This window comes from Microbacterium meiriae (assembly GCF_025143875.1).
In the GTDB taxonomy this organism is placed as follows: Bacteria; Actinomycetota; Actinomycetes; order Actinomycetales; family Microbacteriaceae; genus Microbacterium; species Microbacterium meiriae.
The window spans coordinates 44,777-63,633 of record NZ_JAMBDU010000016.1 but is presented as its reverse complement, the minus strand read 5'-3'; the positions used below and the strand labels follow the sequence as shown (position 1 = coordinate 63,633).

21 protein-coding genes are annotated in these 18,857 nt (G+C 68.5%); 10 read left to right on the top strand and 11 right to left on the bottom strand.

The window, feature by feature from the left end; all coding sequences use genetic code 11:
• Positions 1 to 47: 47 nt before the first annotated feature.
• From nrdI to nrdF, 3 genes are read left to right on the top strand one after another with little or no spacing between them, the layout of a single operon-like run.
• The gene (nrdI, locus tag M4D53_RS11210) at positions 48 to 482 is read left to right on the top strand and encodes a class Ib ribonucleoside-diphosphate reductase assembly flavoprotein NrdI (RefSeq protein ID WP_060922465.1); all 435 of its coding nucleotides are present in this window, start codon (positions 48 to 50) and stop codon (positions 480 to 482) included.
• Positions 479 to 2,623 (top strand): class 1b ribonucleoside-diphosphate reductase subunit alpha, encoded by a 2,145-nt coding sequence (gene nrdE / locus M4D53_RS11205; protein ID WP_060922464.1) that lies wholly within the window; start codon positions 479 to 481, stop codon positions 2,621 to 2,623. Before nrdI ends, nrdE begins: the two co-directional genes overlap by 4 nt.
• 39 nt (positions 2,624 to 2,662) lie before the next feature.
• Positions 2,663 to 3,643 carry a class 1b ribonucleoside-diphosphate reductase subunit beta gene (gene nrdF / locus M4D53_RS11200; protein WP_060922463.1) on the top strand — a complete coding sequence of 327 codons (981 nt, stop codon included), beginning with the start codon at positions 2,663 to 2,665 and terminating at the stop codon, positions 3,641 to 3,643.
• A 199-nt stretch (positions 3,644 to 3,842) separates the two neighbouring features.
• Here nrdF and M4D53_RS11195 read toward each other — a convergent pair whose 3' ends face one another.
• The 4 genes from M4D53_RS11195 to M4D53_RS11180 all read right to left on the bottom strand — a co-directional run bounded on the left by M4D53_RS11195 (position 3,843) and on the right by M4D53_RS11180 (position 5,795).
• Positions 3,843 to 4,118 (bottom strand): hypothetical protein, encoded by a 276-nt coding sequence (locus tag M4D53_RS11195; RefSeq protein ID WP_259954065.1) that lies wholly within the window; start codon positions 4,116 to 4,118, stop codon positions 3,843 to 3,845.
• A gap of 94 nt (positions 4,119 to 4,212) precedes the next feature.
• Complete coding sequence (locus M4D53_RS11190; RefSeq protein ID WP_259954064.1) at positions 4,213 to 4,689, bottom strand: adenylyltransferase/cytidyltransferase family protein; 477 nt, start codon at positions 4,687 to 4,689, stop codon at positions 4,213 to 4,215.
• 73 nt (positions 4,690 to 4,762) lie between these two features.
• A complete protein-coding gene (locus M4D53_RS11185) occupies positions 4,763 to 5,371 on the bottom strand; it encodes a hypothetical protein (RefSeq protein WP_259954063.1) in 609 nt (202 codons plus the stop codon).
• A 109-nt stretch (positions 5,372 to 5,480) separates the two neighbouring features.
• A complete protein-coding gene (locus M4D53_RS11180) occupies positions 5,481 to 5,795 on the bottom strand; it encodes a hypothetical protein (RefSeq protein WP_187662404.1) in 315 nt (104 codons plus the stop codon).
• Between the two features lie 212 nt (positions 5,796 to 6,007).
• On the opposite strand from M4D53_RS11180, the gene M4D53_RS11175 reads away from it, so the two are divergent.
• Positions 6,008 to 6,679, top strand: coding sequence for a hypothetical protein (locus M4D53_RS11175; protein WP_259954062.1), 672 nt, complete (start codon positions 6,008 to 6,010; stop codon positions 6,677 to 6,679).
• 17 nt (positions 6,680 to 6,696) lie between these two features.
• On the opposite strand, the gene M4D53_RS11170 is transcribed toward M4D53_RS11175, so the two are convergent.
• Positions 6,697 to 7,107 carry a hypothetical protein gene (locus M4D53_RS11170; RefSeq protein WP_259954059.1) on the bottom strand — a complete coding sequence of 137 codons (411 nt, stop codon included), beginning with the start codon at positions 7,105 to 7,107 and terminating at the stop codon, positions 6,697 to 6,699.
• A 96-nt stretch (positions 7,108 to 7,203) separates the two neighbouring features.
• Between M4D53_RS11170 and M4D53_RS11165 the strand changes: the two genes are divergently transcribed.
• The gene (locus M4D53_RS11165) at positions 7,204 to 7,824 is read left to right on the top strand and encodes a cyclodeaminase/cyclohydrolase family protein (protein ID WP_259954057.1); all 621 of its coding nucleotides are present in this window, start codon (positions 7,204 to 7,206) and stop codon (positions 7,822 to 7,824) included.
• Positions 7,825 to 7,839: 15 nt separating this feature from the next.
• Here M4D53_RS11165 and M4D53_RS11160 read toward each other — a convergent pair whose 3' ends face one another.
• Complete coding sequence (locus M4D53_RS11160) at positions 7,840 to 8,520, bottom strand: hypothetical protein (protein WP_259954055.1); 681 nt, start codon at positions 8,518 to 8,520, stop codon at positions 7,840 to 7,842.
• Between the two features lie 427 nt (positions 8,521 to 8,947).
• On the opposite strand from M4D53_RS11160, the gene M4D53_RS11155 reads away from it, so the two are divergent.
• Positions 8,948 to 10,438, top strand: a complete 1,491-nt coding sequence (locus M4D53_RS11155; protein ID WP_259954053.1) for a thioester domain-containing protein — start codon at positions 8,948 to 8,950, stop codon at positions 10,436 to 10,438.
• On the opposite strand, the gene M4D53_RS11150 is transcribed toward M4D53_RS11155, so the two are convergent.
• The 3 genes from M4D53_RS11150 to M4D53_RS11140 form a co-directional block, all read right to left on the bottom strand.
• Entirely contained in the window at positions 10,406 to 11,416 is a 1,011-nt protein-coding gene (locus M4D53_RS11150; RefSeq protein ID WP_259954052.1) for a cation efflux transmembrane domain-containing protein, read from the bottom strand. The two genes, M4D53_RS11155 and M4D53_RS11150, sit on opposite strands and share 33 nt — an antisense overlap.
• On the bottom strand, positions 11,413 to 11,898 hold the full coding sequence (locus M4D53_RS11145) for a transporter substrate-binding domain-containing protein (protein ID WP_259954049.1): 486 nt from the start codon (positions 11,896 to 11,898) through the stop codon (positions 11,413 to 11,415). Before M4D53_RS11145 ends, M4D53_RS11150 begins: the two co-directional genes overlap by 4 nt.
• A gap of 124 nt (positions 11,899 to 12,022) precedes the next feature.
• On the bottom strand, positions 12,023 to 12,739 hold the full coding sequence (locus M4D53_RS11140) for a helix-turn-helix transcriptional regulator (protein ID WP_259954047.1): 717 nt from the start codon (positions 12,737 to 12,739) through the stop codon (positions 12,023 to 12,025).
• A 136-nt stretch (positions 12,740 to 12,875) separates the two neighbouring features.
• Between M4D53_RS11140 and M4D53_RS11135 the strand changes: the two genes are divergently transcribed.
• The 4 genes from M4D53_RS11135 to M4D53_RS11120 all read left to right on the top strand — a co-directional run bounded on the left by M4D53_RS11135 (position 12,876) and on the right by M4D53_RS11120 (position 17,070).
• A complete protein-coding gene (locus M4D53_RS11135) occupies positions 12,876 to 14,276 on the top strand; it encodes an MFS transporter (RefSeq protein ID WP_259954045.1) in 1,401 nt (466 codons plus the stop codon).
• Positions 14,277 to 14,285: 9 nt separating this feature from the next.
• Positions 14,286 to 15,392 (top strand): sensor histidine kinase, encoded by a 1,107-nt coding sequence (locus tag M4D53_RS11130; RefSeq protein ID WP_259954043.1) that lies wholly within the window; start codon positions 14,286 to 14,288, stop codon positions 15,390 to 15,392.
• A complete protein-coding gene (locus tag M4D53_RS11125; RefSeq protein WP_259954041.1) occupies positions 15,389 to 16,066 on the top strand; it encodes a response regulator in 678 nt (225 codons plus the stop codon). Before M4D53_RS11130 ends, M4D53_RS11125 begins: the two co-directional genes overlap by 4 nt.
• Positions 16,067 to 16,203: 137 nt before the next feature.
• A complete protein-coding gene (locus tag M4D53_RS11120; RefSeq protein WP_259954039.1) occupies positions 16,204 to 17,070 on the top strand; it encodes a CPBP family intramembrane glutamic endopeptidase in 867 nt (288 codons plus the stop codon).
• 19 nt (positions 17,071 to 17,089) lie between these two features.
• On the opposite strand, the gene M4D53_RS11115 is transcribed toward M4D53_RS11120, so the two are convergent.
• A complete protein-coding gene (locus tag M4D53_RS11115) occupies positions 17,090 to 18,187 on the bottom strand; it encodes a YihY/virulence factor BrkB family protein (protein ID WP_259954037.1) in 1,098 nt (365 codons plus the stop codon).
• 258 nt (positions 18,188 to 18,445) lie between these two features.
• A complete protein-coding gene (locus M4D53_RS11110) occupies positions 18,446 to 18,841 on the bottom strand; it encodes a DUF488 domain-containing protein (RefSeq protein ID WP_311198657.1) in 396 nt (131 codons plus the stop codon).
• Between the last annotated feature and the right edge of the window lie 16 nt (positions 18,842 to 18,857).

Sequence of the window (18,857 nt, the reverse complement as noted above, 5' to 3'; positions counted from 1 at the left end):
TCACCGACCCGGCCCTTCGACAGGCTCAGGAACCCAAGGAGAGAGCTATGAGCGCCGTCGCGACCGCTGCGCCGCTCCTGGTCTACTTCTCGAGCGTGTCGGGTAACACCGCGCGCTTCATCGAGAAGCTCGGGCTTCCCGCCCGACGCATCCCCCTCCACCGGAACGAAGAGGACCTCGTCGTCGACGAGCCCTTCGTCCTGGTCACCCCCACCTACGGCGGGGGTGCCGGGCGCGGGGTCGAGAAGGGGGCCGTGCCCAAGCAGGTGATCCGGTTCCTCAACGACGAGCGCAACCGGCGTCACATCCGCGGGGTCATCTCCGCGGGCAACACCAACTTCGGCGACGCGTTCTGCCTCGCCGGCGACATCATCAGCCGCAAGTGTCACGTGCCTCACTTGTATCGGCTCGAGATCTTCGGCACACAGGACGACGTGGATCGCGTGAGCGACGGATTGGAACGACGGTGGAATCTTCAGTGACCGAGACAGTGGCATTCAAGGTGAACCCCGCGTATGAGGGTCTGGACTACCACGCCCTCAACGCGATGCTGAACCTGTACGACGCGAACGGGAAGATCCAGTTCGACGCCGACAAGCGCGCCGCGCGGGAGTACTTCCTGCAGCACGTGAACCAGAACACGGTGTTCTTCCACTCGCTCAAGGAGCGCCTGGACTACCTCGTGGAGAAGGAGTACTACGAGGGCGCCGTCATCGAGAAGTACTCGTTCGACTTCGTGCAGAAGCTCAACGACCTCGCCTACTCGAAGAAGTTCCGCTTCGAGACGTTCCTCGGCGCGTTCAAGTACTACACGAGCTACACGCTGAAGACCTTCGACGGCAAGCGCTACCTCGAGCGCTTCGAGGACCGCGTCGTGATGACCGCGCTCGCCCTCGCGGACGGCGACGAGAAGCTCGCCGTGAACCTCGTCGAAGAGATCATCTCCGGTCGCTTCCAGCCGGCCACCCCGACCTTCCTCAACGCGGGCAAGGCGCAGCGCGGCGAGCTCGTCAGCTGCTTCCTGCTGCGCATCGAGGACAACATGGAGTCGATCGCCCGCGGCATCAACTCCGCGCTGCAGCTCTCCAAGCGCGGCGGCGGCGTGGCCCTGCTGCTGTCGAACATCCGCGAGTCGGGTGCCCCGATCAAGCAGATCGAGAACCAGTCCTCGGGCATCATCCCCGTCATGAAGCTCCTCGAAGACAGCTTCAGCTACGCCAACCAGCTCGGCGCGCGTCAGGGTGCGGGTGCGGTGTACCTCAACGCCCACCACCCCGACATCATGCGCTTCCTCGACACCAAGCGCGAGAACGCCGACGAGAAGATCCGCATCAAGACGCTGTCGCTCGGCGTCGTGGTGCCGGACATCACGTTCGAGCTCGCCAAGAACGACGAGGACATGTACCTGTTCTCGCCGTACGACGTGGAGAAGGTCTACGGCGTCCCGTTCGGCGACATCTCGGTCACCGAGAAGTACCGCGAGATGGTCGACGACCCGCGCATCAAGAAGACCAAGATCAACGCGCGCGAGTTCTTCCAGACCGTCGCCGAGATCCAGTTCGAGTCCGGCTACCCGTACGTCATGTTCGAGGACACGGTCAACAAGGCCAACCCCATCAAGGGGCGCATCAACATGTCCAACCTCTGCAGCGAGATCCTGCAGGTGAACACGCCGACCACCTACAACGACGACCTGTCGTACAAGGAGATCGGCAAGGACATCTCCTGCAACCTCGGCTCGATGAACATCGCGCTGTCGATGGACGCCGACGACCTCGGCCAGACGGTCGAGACCGCGATCCGCGCGCTCACCGCGGTCAGCGACCAGAGCCACATCGGCTCGGTCCGTTCGATCGAGGACGGCAACGACCGGTCGCACGCGATCGGCCTCGGCCAGATGAACCTGCACGGCTACCTCGCCCGCGAGCACGTGTTCTACGGCTCGGAGGAGGGTGTCGACTTCACGAACATCTACTTCTACACCGTGCTGTTCCACGCCCTGCGCGCCTCGAACCAGCTCGCGATCGAGCGCGGCACGACGTTCGACGGGTTCGCCGACTCCACCTACGCGTCCGGCGAGTTCTTCGACAAGTACATCGACCGAGCGTGGGTGCCGGAGACCGAGAAGGTCAAGGAGCTCTTCGCGGGCAAGCACATCCCGACGCAGGAGGACTGGGTCCAGCTCAAGGCGTCGATCCAGGAGCACGGCATCTACAACCAGAACCTGCAGGCCGTGCCGCCGACGGGCTCGATCTCCTACATCAACAACTCGACCTCCTCGATCCACCCGATCGCCTCGAAGATCGAGATCCGCAAGGAAGGCAAGCTCGGTCGCGTCTACTACCCGGCGGCGTTCATGACGAACGACAACCTGGAGTACTACCAGGACGCGTACGAGATCGGCTACGAGAAGGTCATCGACACGTACGCCGCGGCCACGCAGCACGTCGACCAGGGTCTGTCGCTGACGCTGTTCTTCAAGGACACCGCCACCACGCGCGACATCAACAAGGCCCAGATCTACGCATGGCGCAAGGGCATCAAGACGATCTACTACATCCGTCTGCGTCAGCTGGCGCTCGAGGGCACCGACATGACCGAGTGCGTCTCGTGCATGCTCTGACACTTCGACAGGCTCAGTGACCCAGGAACTAGGACAAGAATGACTCCTCACTCCCCGCTCAAGCTGGTCTCCAGCGTGCAGGCGATCAACTGGAACCGCATCCAGGACGACAAGGACCTCGAGGTCTGGAACCGTCTGGTGAACAATTTCTGGCTGCCGGAGAAGGTGCCGCTGTCGAACGACGTGCAGTCGTGGAACACGCTCACCCCCGACGAGCAGCTGCTCACCATGCGGGTGTTCACCGGGCTCACGCTCCTCGACACGATCCAGGGCACCGTCGGCGCGGTGTCGCTGATCCCCGACGCGATCACGCCTCACGAGGAGGCCGTCTACACGAACATCGCGTTCATGGAGTCGGTGCACGCGAAGAGCTACTCCTCGATCTTCTCGACGCTCGCGTCGACGAAGGAGATCGACGAGGCGTTCCGCTGGTCCACGGAGAATGCGAACCTTCAGAAGAAGGCGCAGATCATCATGGACTACTACCAGGGAGACGACCCCCTCAAGCGCAAGGTCGCCTCCACGCTGCTGGAGTCGTTCCTGTTCTACTCGGGCTTCTACCTGCCGATCTACTGGTCCTCGAAGGCGAAGCTGACGAACACGGCCGACCTCATCCGCCTCATCATCCGCGACGAGGCCGTGCACGGGTACTACATCGGCTACAAGTTCCAGCGCGGACTCGAGACGGCCGACCAGGCGCGCAAGGACGAGCTCAAGGACTACACGTTCTCCCTGCTCTACGAGCTCTACGACAACGAGGTGCAGTACACGCAGGACCTCTACGACGGCGTCGGGCTGACCGAGGACGTCAAGAAGTTCCTGCACTACAACGCCAACAAGGCCCTCATGAACCTGGGCTACGAGGCGATGTTCCCCTCCAGCGTCACCAACGTGAACCCGGCGATCCTGTCCGCGCTCTCCCCGAACGCGGACGAGAACCACGACTTCTTCAGTGGGTCGGGCTCGTCCTACGTCATCGGCAAGGCCGAGGCCACGGAAGACGACGACTGGGACTTCTGAGTCCGCTTGTGCGGCGTCACGCAGTGTGGCGCCGCACCACGTCCGGGCCCGCGCGCCACACTCTTCGACAATTCCTCGAGGCGGCGCAGCTTGATGCGCTCGTACGCGACGTGCTGGTTCCGGCTCCGTGAGGCTGGCGTGAGATAAGACGCAGGGGGGTGTCCCTCATGTTGCGGCAGAGATCGCGGAGCCACAGACGTCAGCGTGCGCTCAGGACGAAGGCCAGAACCGCTCCCAGGACGGTGCCCGCGAGCATCGCGGCGGCCGTCCAACCGACGACGCGACCTCGGGCGACCTGGCGTTTCGTCGCGTACACGCCCGCGCCGAGGCCACCCACCACCACTGCCGCCATCGTCACGCCGGCGACGAGCGCCTGGACCCCGTAGTCCGGCGTCGGCGGGGCAGGATCGACGAGCGGAGTCGCGAAGCGGTAGGTCATGACGACGCCGAGGGCGACGAGCGAGACCGCGGTCATCGCTGCGATCAACCCCCACGCTGTCGATGTGCGCATCCGTCACCTGTTCTTCGCGGAGCTCGATGACCGGAGGTCGCCACAGGCGGAACGCGGGTCAGTGACCCGCGGCGCGCTCCGCTTCCTTCTCCGCGACGATCCGTCGAAGGCCGGAGCTGGAGAACCGATGGTCTCGACTGTTGAAGTAGAGCTCGATGCCACTCTCCTCGCAGTACGCGCGGCCGGTGAAGTCCCGATCGCGGTACTCATCTCCGACGATGCGCACATCGAGCTTGAAGGACCGAAGGATGTCCTCGAGGTCCTGCTCCGTCGAGTACGGCACGATCTCATCCACGTGCTGACAGCCGCGAAGCTGGATGTAGCGCTCCACGACCGTCTGCGTCGGCGCGTTCTTCTCCGGGCGGTCCAGGGTCGGATCCATCTGCAGGCCGACGATGAGGTAGTCGCACTGCCGCTTCGCCTCGGCGAGCATCATGATGTGCCCCGCGTGCAGCAGGTCGAAGGTGGAGAAGGTGATCCCCACTCGCGGTCCGGGGTTGTAGTCGCGCCGTTGCGCCATGGACTCGTCAGACAAAATGTTCCCCCCTGTTTCCCGTACTCTACCGGCCCGCGCTCGCGCGTCGATTCCGGTCGCGGAGTCGCTCGCGTCAGCCGCCGTCGCCGAGCACCGGAACGCCCCAGATGCGTGCCGCGTCGGAGATCAGCCGGTCCATCCCGTCCGGTGACTCCCGGCGAAGCGGCGCGTCGTCCCTGGTCACCGGGACCGGGATCGTGGCCTGTCCCGCTCCCTGCGAGACCACGATCTCGAGGGTCGGGTAGAGGAAGGCGCCCTCCTGGATGGCACCTCTCGTCACGCCCTGGATCCGATCCCGCGGCACGCTGCATGCGGTGAGGAGACGGTCCCCGCCGCGGACCACCCGGAACCCCGAAGGGTCGATGACGCCCGTGGGGCTCGCCGTCAACAGGCCGCGGGGGGCGGGGCCGAGTCCGAGGAGGGGGATCGCACGTGACAGGTAGGCTGCAACACCGTTGAGCGCGTAGGAGCCGAAGGTTCGCGCCTGCGGCTCGCGCTCCCGCAGTGCTCGCCGCTGGGTGCGCTGCAGTCGTTGGATGCGTCCGAGCACGATCCAGATGATCAGACCCGCGAGCAGTACCCCCGTCGCGAATACCAGCGATGTCGCCACAGGCGGCTCGCCCTCGACCAGGGGACGCACGAGTGTCCCCCAGACGAAGAACGCCGCCAGGGCCACAGCCATCGCGAGCATCAGTCTGTTGGCGGGCGGGTTCCGGCGCACGGGGGCTCTCTTTCAGGAAGCAGTGAGGGCGAGGGTTGTTGGGGCTCACTGACACCCTGCTCGCGGCGGTTCAGCCACCCATGAGGAACGCGGCGGTGGGAAGGGCCGACACGGCCCCCAGCACGGTTCCCGCGACCGGCCACGCGTAGCCGACGCGGTCGGCACGGGCGAAGACGAGCCCGATGACGCCGAGGATGAGGGCGGTGCCACCGAAGAGGACCGCGAGCGGCAGCGTGAGGAACAACAGCCATCCGTAGTTCGGGTCCGCCGTCCCCGCCAGGACGAAGACGATCGCGGTCGGCAGGATCCCGACGAGCGCCACGACGGTGGCCGCGACCCCGCATCCGAAGGCTCGGCGACGAGGTGACGGGATGATCTGGCTCACGGGGCGATCCTAGCCACAGCCTGATCGCGCGACGAAAGCGTCGTTCTCGATGACCACGGCTCCACGCGATCGGAGGATGCGAAGATGAGGGGCGAGCCGGGGGAGGGGTGGCCGATGAACACCGAACATGACGAGGACGTCAGCGCGTTGCGAGGGGTCGTCGGCCCGGTGCTCCGCGGCGGCGGTCAGTCGACGAGGGGAGCGGAGGGCGCATGCGATCGATGACCCCGATGCCGGGGGACCCGTGGCCGCACGACATGATCATCACCGTCGACGATCGCCCTCACGCCCTGCTCGAACTGCTCTGGGTCCGGGAGGCGCACGGGCTGGTCCCCGTCGACGACGCGCTCCCGCCGCTCCTGGTCGACCGACCAGCGGAGGCGGAGCGACCCGTGGACGCGCAGACCCGTGAGCGCTGGGCGGAGGTCTGGCCCCGGATCTGGGACAAGGCTGTCGCGCACGCCGCGACGGAGCCGGATCGGACGTTGTTCGACCGCGCCCTCGATCCGACGATGGGTCCGGATGAGCGGGAGACGCTGCTCGGCCAGCTCGTCGGCCCCACGGCGCGGGATGAGTTCGGAGACGATGTCTTCGACGACGCGGCCTACCGCGAATGGGAGCGGCGGGGCTCCGACGCGCACCTCGCGACGAACCGCACGACACTCGCGGACAGCCCTGAACACCGGGACGTGGCGACGCTCGCCGACGCCTGGCGGCGCGGCCTCGGGAAGGTGGTCACGCTGCCGTGCCGCGGGGTGTACGTCCGGCAGATCGGTCCTCGCGCCCTCCTGGTCACCGATGCGGTACGGAACGACGCCGCCACGTATCGCACGGCGCTGGAATCGTTCCGCCGGTCATCCTCGCAGCGACCGTCGACGGCGTGAGGCTTCCGCGCGCGACGTCAGAGGACCAGCGGGAGGAAGGATACGATCAGGCCGACGGCACCGACCGCGGCGAAGACGACCCCGACAGTCCGCAGGACCCGGCGCAGATGCGGCGGCTCACCGATCCGGATGCGGGCCGGGTCGTTCGAGCTGTGGAACCCGTCGAGCCATCCATCGGTGGTGGCCGTGGGCTCGCCGCGGCGCAGCGGTCTCTCGTGGAAGTCGCCGCCCGCGAACCAGCGGGCGGTGGGATGCCCGCCTCGATCGATCACGGCGATCTCGACCGGAACCCACTGCCCCTCGACGAGGTGGATCAGCATCGCCACGATGAGGAGCGGCACGCCGATGCCGAGGCCGATCCAGGACAGCACCTCGCCGACGACGGAGAGGGTGTCGACGAGCTGCACGAGTCCATCGTAGAGACGCATGCATCCGGAGTCGTGGGAGACGCGGCACCCGATCACGGAGGACCGCTCGCTGATCCGCCGTCATACTGCATCCTTCCCACGGATAGTCTGACCGGCATGACGGATTCTGCAGACATCCCGACGTCCCGCCCGATGGACGCCTGGCTCGACGCGCTCAGTCAGCCCACCGGTTCGCCTGGCGGAGGTGCGGCGTCGGGGGTCATGCTCGGCCTGGCCGCGGCACTGATGGGCATGGTCGCCGGATACACTCGCGAGGATCCTGCCGTCGCCGAGAGCACAGGCCGCCTCGACCCCGTGCGCGCGGAGCTTCTGCAGGCCGTCGAGGCGGACGGCGTGGTGTCGGCGGGCTTCGGTGCCGCGCTCGCGCTGGCACCGGAGGACCCGGCACGGGAGGAGAGGGTGCGGAACGCCGCCCTCGACGCTGCTGCGTCCGTCGCGCGCCTCGGCCGCATCGGCATCACCCTGGTCGCCGAGGCGCGCGCTCTCGCGTCGCACGGCAACCCGCACCTCGCCGTGGACCTCGCCGTCGCGACGGAGGCCCTGGAGGCCGGCCTCTCGGGTGCCTCCCTGAACCTCCGCGCCAACCTGCAGCTCGCTCGCGCACACGGCGCCTCGCCGTCCATGCGGTCCGGGCTCGACGAGGAGGTCGGGCGATTGGCGGAGGCGCGGACCCAGGTCTCGCGGATCACGGCGGAGCTGTCTGCGCGCCTGGACTGACCGTGTTCCTGCGGCTCACCCCTGCGTGAGGCGATACGAGGGCCCGCGAAGGGCCCGCATCGACGGGTATGTCTCGGCGCCCGGAAGGGGCCGCCGGTCGATGTCGAAACGCAGGCTCGCGTCGTCCGCATCCCGGGCGGAGTCGAGCCGCACCTCGGCGAAGGGATGCCAGAGTCCGCCGGGCGAGGCGTAGTACAGCCGGAGCTGCCACGGCTGATCGTCCACCGCCCGGCGGAGCTCCGTCACGGCGCCGGGGAGGCGACGGGGTGGAACGGTTCGCGCGCCGAGCATGACCGGACCGCGCGGCGTCCGGTACGGCACGACGCTGCTGAACGTCGCGCGGGTCGGCGTGAGACGGGGGAGGAGCAGGAACCGTCCGGGGACGCCGATGCCCGTCGAAGCCAGCTGAAGGTCGACCTCCTCGGCGCCGTGCACCCAGCGGATGCCGAGCCCATAGACGTCCGGCGCCCACGAGGGCGTACCGACCGAGCGCGAGACCCGCACGACGACCGGCACCTCGGCGGCCGGAGGGTCATCGATCCCTCGGATGCCGGATCCCGGGTTCGGCCGCAGGGTCAGCCGCCCGTCGAAGATGGCCCCGTGCGCGTGGATCGGCCTGGGGTGCCGGACGAGGAGGATCAGGGCCATGACCCCTCGAAGGGCGAGGCCCAGGCCTCGGGACAGGTAAGCGCTCATGCGGCCATGGTGATCGCGCACTCCCCGCGGATCGACCCCTTGGCGTCGGTCCCCGCGGACGGGCTACGATGCGGTCGTCGTCGGGGTAGGAGGAGATGGATCGTCAGGGATCTGTCGTGACGGACACACCCGTTGCGCGGGCCGTACGCATGGTTCATCCTGAACGTGCTGCACCGATCGACTCGGGGGGCCTTGCCGGTCGCGCTGCGGCCGACGGAGCGCCTGCCACCCAACTCCCTCCCCCGGCGGGCGCTCCGCTGCGCGAGGAGGCGCTCGCTTGCGCGACAGGTCACCCGGACTCACCCGGGTGAACATCGCTCAGCCCCTTTTCGCTGAAGGAGCTTGTGCCTATCGTCGGTGACCAACGGCGGGCTGTCGCAGGTCGGGGAACCCGTCACTCGGATCATCGGCGAGATCGAGGGACACCATGCACACCGAGACGACGCGATCGCGTACGCGCACGGCAGGGACTCTTCTGGCGACGGCCATCGCTGCGGCGATGGTGCTCTTCGGAGCTACCCCGGCATCGGCTCTGTGGGATCCCGATCCGGTGCTTCCGCGGGCCGGCTTCTTCACGCAGGTCACCATCACCGGCTCGCAGTACCCGACGAACGTGACCGGCGAGCTGACGACGCTGGGGCCCACGCCCGGCCCCTATCCGGCGACCGGGGCCTCGGTGGAGGCCGTGAGCCCCCAGCTGATCACCATCGCCGATCCCGTCTCGGGGGCGACGGCTTCGGCGTACTGCATCGATTTCAGTACCGAGACCGGCGTCGGGGCGGGCTACAACATCGGCGAGTGGGACGAGTCCAATGTGCCCAACCTCGACTACATCAACTACATCCTCACCAACTACTTCCCGTTCGACACGAGCAACCCGATCTCCGGGCTCACCCTCGCCCAGCAGGTGGCGGCCGTGCAGAGCGCGATCTGGTACTTCAGTGACGGATTCGTCCTGGCCACCGGCACCACCGCGACCATCCGGAACGCCACGGCCGCTGTCGTCCAGGATGCGCTGGACAGCGGAGGTCTCCCGGAGCCGTCGGTGCCGACGCTCGGCATCGAGCCCGGCACGACGACGATCCCGGAAGACGGCTCGATCGTGGGACCGTTCACCGTCTCGGGCACCGCCAGCGGCACGCTCGACGCCGCCGCGGGCGTCGAGGTCTTCCTCGATCAGGCCGGAACCCAGCCCGTTCCCGTCGGCACCGCCGTCGCGTCCGGGGCGCAGCTCTGGGCGCGCTGGACCGGACCCGCGGCACCCGTGAACGGCTTCCGGATCACGGCGCAGGTGCCCCTGACGCAGGGCACGGTCTATCTCTACGACCCGGAGTCCTCGGACAGACCCGCAGCGCAGAAGCTGGTCCTCGCGCAGACGACGACGCTCCCGGTCCGCGCCGGGGTCCGGGCGACGCCCTACGCCTCCGGCGAGATCACCGTGCAGAAGATCATCACAGGTGACGGCGCGGGACTTCAGGGCGCCATCACGATCGACCTGGCCTGCACGCCCGCCCCGGCACCCGGCGTCGTCGTCTCCGCCACGATCCCCGCCGGAGCGACGGCCGCCGACCCCGTCGTCTTCTCCGGGCTGCCGGATGGGGCGACCTGCACGGTCAGCGAGTCCGCGGACGGCGCCAACGACGCGGTCACGCTCGCCGCGCAGACCATCGAACCGGCGACCGTGACGGTGGACGCCGCTGCGACCACCCCGGTGGCGGTGACCGTGACGAACACCTACGACCCCGTCGAGTTGCCGAGCAACGGCGGCGGCGAGGAAGGCGGCGAGGGCGGCGGTGAGGGCGAAGGGCTCGCCGCCTCCGGGCCGACGCCGATGACGGGCGCGCTGACGGTGGCCGGGCTCGGTCTCCTGCTCGCGGGTGCCCTGCTACGGGTGCGGCGACGGGCGAACCTGCGCTGACGATGCCTCGTCCTCGTCCTCCCGCCGCGTCAGATGGTCGGCGAGTTCGGGCACGAGCACGAGGACGACGTCGACGAGCTTCCAGTCCAGCTCGTGGCACTCCTGGCGCGCGCGGTCGAGGTCGGCCAGGGAGGGCAGGGCATCGTCGACGGGCACGATGAACGCTTCGACGTGGAAGAACTGGCCTTGATCCCTCGTCCGCACCGCGACGTCGCGGACCCAGGGCAGGGTGCGGAGGTGATCCAGCACGGCGTGGGAGTCGGGGTGCGGCTTCTCGTCGTCGAAGGTCGTCGCCCTGGTGTCCATGAGGTCGGTGATCGCCGCGCGGGTGTTGCGCCACCCGTCCCAGAGGATGCTCCCCGCGATGAAGGTCGCCGCGGCGGCGTCCGCCCACCACAGCCCGAGCCCGATCCCGCCGACCCCGACGATCGAGCCGGCCGCGGTCATCCAGTCGGCCTTGTTCATGTCCGCATCGGCATAGAGGACCTTGTTGTGCAGATCTTTGGCCAGGCGCATCTTCACACGACCGAAGTAGATCGGCAGCGGAATGGTCAGCGCCATCATGCCCATCATCAGCCAGCCCGACCAGATCACATGGCCGAACACCTGGACCGACCCGATCGGAGGCCGGTCGCCGCTCACCAGCCCGATGACGGAATCGACCAGGAGGAACGCGCCCATCGCGAACAGGGCGACGCCGGCGACGAGGTGGGCCACACCGACGGAGCGGAAGAACCCGTACGGGTATTTGACGGTCGGCGGCTTCGCGATGATGCGGACGGCGACGAGGAAGGCGATCGGCGGGGCGAGGGAGAGCAGGTCCTCGATCCACGCGGCCTTCATCGCCTGCGAGCTGCCCATGACGAGGTAGACGCCGGTGATCGCCACCGCGAGGAACGCGAGCGTGAACCACTCGTAGCGGATCGCTCGACGCAGGGTGTCCTGCTGCGCGGGCGGAAGGTCGGGATGAGCCCTCATCGCGCGTCTCCTCGTTCGAGCAGGAAGGTCTCCAGGGTGGTGAGGAACCGGTTCTCCCCCAGAACGGTGAGCATCACGTGCTTCTTCGTCTCGCCCGCGGTCGTCGCGTCGTCGAACGGGACGGTCATCGCCGCCTTCTCGACCCAGGGGGTGTCGTCGGTGAACCCGCCGACGGCCAGGTCGAGGGCATGGTCGTGCAACCGCTCGGCCAGGTTCGCCTCGCTGTCGACGGTCCAGACGACGGTCGCGTCCAGCGTCTCGGCGAACTCCTCCACGAGGCGCACTTCGACCCCGGCCGGGTCCGACGTATCGGTCGTGTCCGTCCACGGCGGGTTGTGCGTGATCCCGACCCGGATCTGGCCGTCGCGGGCCTTGTCGAGGGTGCCGTCGACATCGGCGGGGATCGCCGTGCAGCCGGCGAGCGCTGCCGCGATCGCCGCGGCACCGGTGACGCTCGCGATCGCCCTTCGGTGATGACGCATCCACATGGCTTCGCCTCTGCCCCTCGCATAGGAAGACGCGCCGCACAGGCGGCGCGCCGGGTCATGGACCTCACCATAGCGCCGCGTCGGTGGAAAGCAATTCCCGGGCAGCGCGTCGCCGATTTCAGCGGGCGCGGGCTTCCTCGAGGTAGTTGTAAGCGGTCACCCGTGAGATCCCGAGCCGCTTCGCGATCGCCTCGACGGACTTGCGCATCTGGGTGGCTCCGCGCTGATCCAGGCGCTCCAGGACGCTGATCCTGTCGTCGCGGGACATCGCCTCGACAGGCCTGCCGATGTCCCGTATCGCCTCGGTGATCATCGCATCCATCACGGATACGAGGTCGGTGCCGAAGTGCTCCTTCGGCGCGGACTCCGATGCGGTGGCGGGCAGGAGCGCGTCCAGCAGATTGCGGGCCTCGCGGAGCGGACTGACGTCGACGTTGATGCACAGCGACGCGATGATGTCGCCCTCCCGGTTGTGAAAGTAGATGGACGAGCAGCGGAGCTCCCGGCCGTCGCTCGTGTGGGCGGTGTATCCGAACGCATCGTGGTTCTTCTGCCGATCCCGCAGCACGTCGAGTCCGAGCGAGGTGGAGGGCCCGCCGACGGCCCGTCCCGTGACATGGCCGTTCTCGATCGCGACGATCGTGTGGCCGAGGTCCACGTCGTTCCCGTTGAGGTTGTGGAGCACGACCTCGACGGAGGGTCCTGCCGCCGCAGCGAGCGCCGGTAGCAGAGGCCGGTACTTCTGCAGAACCTCCTCGGCGCTCTCGTAGGTCTCCTGGCGGGACGGCAGCGGGAGCGACGCGGCGGCTCCTTCGCCGGCGGGGACTGGGAACACGGTGAACACCTCAAGCTGAACAAAAAGTACGAGTCATAGACAGAATGTCTCTGCCCCTGTTAGTTTATCGACGCCGGGGAGGGTGGTCGAGGGGCGACCGCGGCCCGGCAGCGACTCATCTGGCAAGGAGGCTGGGATGACCACGACCGCGGCTCGGGGCCGACTCACGGCGAAGCAGCGCAAGACGATCGCCGGCGGTGCGATCGGCACGATCATCGAGTACTACGACTACTACCTGTACGGTCTGGCCGCGGCTGCGGTCTTCCCTGCGGTGTTCTTCTCCTCGAACGACCCGGTCGTCGCGCAGCTGTCGTCGTTCGCGACGTTCGCCGTCGGATTCTTCCTCCGTCCGCTGGGCGGCATCATCTGGGGGATCGTCGGTGACAGAGTCGGACGCAAGGTCGTCCTGATGAGCACCGTGGTCGGCATGGGGGTCGCCACCACGGGCATCGGACTCATCCCCTCCGACCAGGCGATCGGCATCGCCGCCCCGCTCCTGCTGCTCCTGTGTCGGCTCCTGCAGGGCTTCTTCGTCGGCGGGGAGATGGGGGGAGCGGCGACGATGGTGGTCGAGGCGGCTCCCACCGGCAAGCGCGGGCTCTACGGGGCCTTCCTCATCAGCGGGGCGGGAATCGCCAACGTCTTCTCCGGTGGGCTCATGGCAGCGCTCGGAGCCACCGATGACTCGTGGTTCCTGCAGTGGGGCTGGCGCATCCCGTTCGTGCTCTCGATCGTCCTCGCGATCGCCGCCGTGGTGCTGCGTCGTCAGCTCGAGGAGTCGGATGCCTTCACCGAGACGCAGACGCTGCAACTCACGATGGTCGGCAAGAAGGTCAACCCGCTGGTCGAGGCGTTCCGGCATCCGAAGAACGCGATCATGGGCGTCCTCATCGGCCTTCCGCAGTCGATCGCCGGCTACGTGGTGCTCACCTACGGTCTGGCCTTCATGGTCTCCAACGAGGAGCTCCCTGCCTGGATGGGCTTCGCCGGGACCATGATGGTCGGCCTCCTGCAGATCTTCGTGGCTCCGCTCTGGGGCGCGATCTCCGATCGCATCGGGCGCCGTACCGTGTACATCATCGGCTGTCTGGGATTCGCCGCCATGGTGTACCCGGCGTTCCTCATGTTCAGCACGGGCAACATGTGGTTGATCTGGCTGGGGCAGATCCTGGGCTTCGTCGTGTTCGGCGTCGCGATGCAGGCGACGCTGGCGACCATGCTCGCCGAGATGTTCGACCCTGAGGCGCGGACCACCGGTGTGAACATCGGGTACCAGATCTCCAATACCCTCGGCGGCGGACTCGCTCCGCTCATCTGCACGGCGCTGGTCGCGGCGGCGGGGGGAGCCTTCTGGCCCGTCGTGATCTACTCGGCCGTCATCGCCGTGGTCGGGGTGATCGCGACGCTCTCGGCATCGATCATCCCCGACGTCGAAGGGGCCGGACGCCTGCATGCGCTGGCCGGGACGCCGTCCGCGGAGGAGGCGCCGCTGGACGGCGGTGCACCGGGAGCAGTCGAGCGGGCGTCGAGAGGGTAGAGCTTCATCGTGCAGATCGTGCGCACCCGGTGGGACGTCGTCGTCGCCCGCGCCCTGATCGTGCTGTCCTTCGTGCCAGGGGTGGCGCAGCAGGGACTGGAACTCGCCGGCCTCCCGGATCGACACCTCGATCCGGGAGGTCTCATCCTGATCGCGGCGCAGGGCGGCAGCGTGGCGCTGCTGCGGAGGTGGCCCGGGACGGCGCTCGCCCTGTGCTTCTCGGCGTTCGCCGCCTTCCAGCTTCTCGGGTATCCGACCACCGTCGCCGCTCTCGGACTCCTGATCTGCCTGGTCGGCGCGGGTGCCCTCGCGTCCCGACACCGCGGCGTCATCGCCGCGGGGATGCTCTCCTGCTATCTCGTCTTCGCGGTGGTGCTCCTGCAGATCGACCAGAGCCTCGCGATCACGGACGCGGTGGTCTTCGGCGTGATGCTCGCGGCGCTGTGGCTCTGGGGCTCGTGGCTGCGAACCCAGACGGCGGCCCGACGGGAGCGCGCGCGACAGGCGGAGAAGGACGCGATCGCCGCGGAGCGCGCGCGGATCGCCCGAGAGCTGCACGATGTGGTCACGCATCACGTGACGGCGATGATGATCCAGGCCGAGGCGGGGCGGCTGCGCCCCGGCCTCGACGAGGACACGAACCGCGTGCTCGCCTCCATCGCCGAGGGAGGTCGCGCGACGCTGGTGGACCTGCGGAGTCTTCTGGGCGCGCTTGAGGCGACCGCCGACGGCTCCCGTGAACCGGCGCTGCAGACGATCGCGGAGCTCGTCGCCCGTGCCCGGTCGACCGGGCAGACGGTCCGGCTCGAGGAGCGGGGGGAGCATCGGGTGCTGCGCGGAGCCGCAGGACTCGCGGTGGTGCGCGTCGTGCAGGAGAGCATCACCAACGCGAGGAAGCACGCCCGAGACGGCGCGGCCGATGTCCGCGTGGAGTACGCTCCGGATGCGATCCTGGTCGAGGTGACGAGTCCGCGCGGCCGCACGGCCGCCTCGGACACCACGGTCGGAGGGCGAGGAGTGATCGGGATGCGCGAGCGGGTGGAGAGCCTGGGCGGGGAGTTGCATGCCGCCGGGGAGGGCGATCTGTTCGTCGTGCGCGCGAGGATCCCGGCATGAGTCCGTCGGCCGCACCGGCATCCCTGCGCATCGTGGTGTGCGACGACCAGGAGCTCGTCCGCACGGGCTTCGTCACGATCATCGACGCCCAGCCGGACATGACGGTGGTCGGGCAGGCCGCGAACGGCGAGGAGGCTCTCCGGGTCGCCGCCCGGGAGGAGCCCGACGTCGTGGTGATGGACATCCGGATGCCGATCCTCGACGGCATCGAGGCGACCAGGAGGATCGCCGGGCCCGATGTCGACAGGCCAGCACGCGTGCTCGTGGTCACCACTTTCACGATGGACGCCCTCGTCTACGACGCTCTGCGGGCCGGCGCGAGCGGCTTCCTCCTGAAGGATGCGCGACCAGACGAGCTGACGGCGGCGATCCGGACCGTCGCCGCAGGGGAGTCGTTGATCGCCCCGGCGGTGACGCGGGCGCTCATCGGCCGCTACGGTGAGCGTCTCCGGCCATCGGGGCAGGAGAGTGAGCGGTTCGATGCGCTCACCGCGCGCGAGCGGGAGGTCCTGCTCCTCCTCGCCGACGGTCGCTCGAACGCCGAGATCGCCGGACAGCTCGTGATCAGCCAGGAGACGGTGAAGACCTACGTGTCGCGGCTGCTGGTGAAGCTCGGCGTGCGGGACCGGGTGCAGGCGGTCGTGCTCGCGCACCGTCTCGGCCTGGCCACCTGACGACCTCGCCCTCGCCCCGCGGCGGTCCGGCGCTTTCGCATCCCCCGAGCGAGGGACCTGAGATGTCCACGGTCGGGCGATTCGCCCCGCTCCCGGCGTCCGTAGCGTCGTTCCTGCAGCAGTCACGAGGAGGAACGATGAACGACACGACGTGGGATCCGGACCAGGCGGAGAAGCCCGAGCGACCAGGAAGGCCGGGTCGGAGATGGGTACGGACGACCGTCCTCGTCGTCGGGCTCGGTGCGGCGATGCTGGGCGCCAACGCCGTCGCCGCCGGAGTGCAGAACGCGGCGCTCAGCCTCGTCGTCGGGCCGGCGCTCGCCGCGGGCATGATCGCCCTGTACGTCTGGGCAGGACGCCACCTCGAACGGCGAACCGTGACCGAGTTCCCCCGGGAGTCCGCGCGGAGGCACGTGGTCCTCGGCACCCTCGGGGGGCTCGGGCTCGCGACACTGTCGATCGGGATCATCGCCCTCTTCGGCGGCTACCGGGTCACCGGATGGGGGTCGCTCGCCGGAGCACTGGCACTCGTGGGGACGATGTGCGCCGTCGCCGTCTCGGAGGAGGTGTTCTTCCGCGGGGTCGTGTTCCGCCTGCTCCGGGGACGATGGGGCGCGACCGTGGCCCTGCTCGCATCGGCGGCGATCTTCGGCCTCCTCCACCTCGTCAACCCCGGTGCGTCGCTGTGGGGCGCGGTCGCCGTCGCGGTCGAAGCCGGGCTGATTCTCGGCGCGGCCTACCTGCTCACCGGCTCCCTCTGGCTGGCGATCGGTCTCCACCTCGGCTGGAATGTCGCCATCGGTGGGATCTTCGGAACGGTGGTGTCCGGATCGGCGGCTCGCGACGCCCTGCTCACAGGGGCGACCTCCGGTCCCGAGTGGTTGACGGGAGGCGCTTTCGGGCCGGAGGGAAGCGTCGTCTCCATCGTCGTCTGCCTGGCGGCGACCGGGGTCCTCCTGTGGGTCGCTCATCGCCGCGGTCGTGTGCTCGGGCGGATGCGATGACGTCGGGGGTGGCCGCAGGTCACGGCCGCCGCGACTCCTCCCGCGGAGGGTCGTCGCCTTCGCCGTCGTCGTCGTTCTCGACGCGGATGCGCCGCCCCTCCTCGATGTCCTTCCGCTCCTTCTCCGCCCGCTTATCGCTCTGGCGGGTGTCGCGTGCGGGGAGCTGGATGTCGCGCTCGGCGGCGATCCCGGCCTGAAGCTGGCGGCCGCGTTCCAGCTCCGCGTCGAATTCCGCGCCGAACAGCAGGGCGAGGTTCGCGATCCACAGCCACAGCAGGAACACGATGACGCCCGCCATCGATCCGTAGGTGCGCTCGTAGTTGGAGAAGGTGGTGACGTAGAGCACGAAGCCGAGGGTGGCGACGGCCAGCACGACGATCGCCACGAGGGCACCCATGCTGATCCACCGGAACTTGGGCTGCTTGGCGTTCGGGGTCGCGTAGTAGAGCATCGCGACGAGGAAGACGACGACGAACAGCAGCAGCGGCCACTTGGCGATGCTCCACGCGAGCTGCACGCCCTCGCCGGCGCCGATCGCGTCGCCCAGCGCCGACACCACATCTCCGGAGAGCACGAGCACGATGGCGACGATGGTCAGCGAGACGACGGTGATGAGCGTGACGAGCAGCTGCATGGGGCGCAGCTTCCAGAACGGCCGCCCCTCCTCGATCTCGTAGATGCGGTTCATCACCCGGCTGAACGCCCCGACATAGCCCGAGGCCGACCACAGCGCGAGGAGGATTCCGGTCACGAGCGCGATGCCGGCGCCGGGAGCCTGGGAGATCTGCTCGATGGGACCGCGGAGAGCGTCTGCGGTCTCCGGCGGTGCCACGTCGCCGATGATGCCGAGCACGGCGTCGGCGGCGGCCCCGCCCTGGCCGAACACGCCGAGCAGCGAGAAGACGGCGATCATGGCGGGGAAGATCGAGAGCACCGCGTAGTACGTGAGGGCCGCGGCCCCGTCCATGCACTGATCGGCGGAGAACTCCCGGACGCTCTTGACCAGGACGTACTTCCACGACCGCTTCTGCAGATCGGTCGGGCTGTCCGGCTTCTCGTCGTGCTCTGGCGATGGAGCGGACGCGGATCCGCTTCGTCCTGTGGCTGCCTTCGACATGGCTCCTCCTCGCGTCGGCGCGAGCACTGCTCCCGCGATCCAGTCCTATGAGGAGAAGAGGTGTTCCGGCACGGGGGTTGCGCGAAGACGAGACGAGGGGGATGCTGTGCCGGCGTGCGGTCATGCGGCCGGGTAGGTGACCGTCCCGTCCGCGCGGACGACAGCGCCGGCGCTGAGCTCGGCCGGATCGACGTGCCCGGGACCGAGGATGTGGCGGACGACTTCGTCCCGCGCGAGGAGGTGGTCGGCGATGATCCGTCAATGGCACCGCCACCACACGCTCTCCGAGCACATCACCGAGACGCGCCGCTCGCGGCCCTCGGCGCGGAGCTCGTCCAGGGCCTGCCCGAAATCGGCGGAGAGGGCGTGATCGGCGTAGTTGTGGAAGCTGCGGTTCTGCCACCACGCGTTGGTCTCGAAGGGCACGTCCCTGCTCACGGGGCGGCGACCCGTCAGCCCCTCTGCACGGTGGTAGGCGATCCCGGCGGTGCGGAGGGAGGACGCGAGTGCGTCCTGGTCGAACTGCGGATGCCGCTTCGAACCGGGGAGGCGGCGCACGTCCACGACGCTCTCCACACGGCTCTCCTGCACCAACGCGAGGAACTCATCGATCGTGCGGGTGGAGTGCCCGATGGTGAAGAACGGCTCGGCCATGAGGCGACCGTAGCCC

What these genes read in the sequence shown, in the direction of transcription:
- M4D53_RS11115 (WP_259954037.1), bottom strand. Translation starts at nt 18,187, where the DNA reads ATGTCGAAGGCAGCCACAGGACGAAGCGGATCCGCGTCCGCTCCATCG.
- M4D53_RS11160 (WP_259954055.1), bottom strand. Translation starts at nt 8,520, where the DNA reads ATGAGCGCTTACCTGTCCCGAGGCCTGGGCCTCGCCCTTCGAGGGGTC.
- M4D53_RS11150 (WP_259954052.1), bottom strand. Translation starts at nt 11,416, where the DNA reads ATGAGGGCTCATCCCGACCTTCCGCCCGCGCAGCAGGACACCCTGCGT.
- M4D53_RS11120 (WP_259954039.1), top strand. Translation starts at nt 16,204, where the DNA reads ATGAACGACACGACGTGGGATCCGGACCAGGCGGAGAAGCCCGAGCGA.
- M4D53_RS11155 (WP_259954053.1), top strand. Translation starts at nt 8,948, where the DNA reads ATGCACACCGAGACGACGCGATCGCGTACGCGCACGGCAGGGACTCTT.
- nrdF (WP_060922463.1), top strand. Translation starts at nt 2,663, where the DNA reads ATGACTCCTCACTCCCCGCTCAAGCTGGTCTCCAGCGTGCAGGCGATC.
- M4D53_RS11185 (WP_259954063.1), bottom strand. Translation starts at nt 5,371, where the DNA reads ATGGCTGTGGCCCTGGCGGCGTTCTTCGTCTGGGGGACACTCGTGCGT.
- M4D53_RS11145 (WP_259954049.1), bottom strand. Translation starts at nt 11,898, where the DNA reads ATGCGTCATCACCGAAGGGCGATCGCGAGCGTCACCGGTGCCGCGGCG.
- M4D53_RS11165 (WP_259954057.1), top strand. Translation starts at nt 7,204, where the DNA reads ATGACGGATTCTGCAGACATCCCGACGTCCCGCCCGATGGACGCCTGG.
- M4D53_RS11135 (WP_259954045.1), top strand. Translation starts at nt 12,876, where the DNA reads ATGACCACGACCGCGGCTCGGGGCCGACTCACGGCGAAGCAGCGCAAG.
- M4D53_RS11175 (WP_259954062.1), top strand. Translation starts at nt 6,008, where the DNA reads ATGCGATCGATGACCCCGATGCCGGGGGACCCGTGGCCGCACGACATG.
- M4D53_RS11170 (WP_259954059.1), bottom strand. Translation starts at nt 7,107, where the DNA reads ATGCGTCTCTACGATGGACTCGTGCAGCTCGTCGACACCCTCTCCGTC.
- nrdI (WP_060922465.1), top strand. Translation starts at nt 48, where the DNA reads ATGAGCGCCGTCGCGACCGCTGCGCCGCTCCTGGTCTACTTCTCGAGC.
- M4D53_RS11110 (WP_311198657.1), bottom strand. Translation starts at nt 18,841, where the DNA reads ATGGCCGAGCCGTTCTTCACCATCGGGCACTCCACCCGCACGATCGAT.
- M4D53_RS11195 (WP_259954065.1), bottom strand. Translation starts at nt 4,118, where the DNA reads ATGACCGCGGTCTCGCTCGTCGCCCTCGGCGTCGTCATGACCTACCGC.
- M4D53_RS11125 (WP_259954041.1), top strand. Translation starts at nt 15,389, where the DNA reads ATGAGTCCGTCGGCCGCACCGGCATCCCTGCGCATCGTGGTGTGCGAC.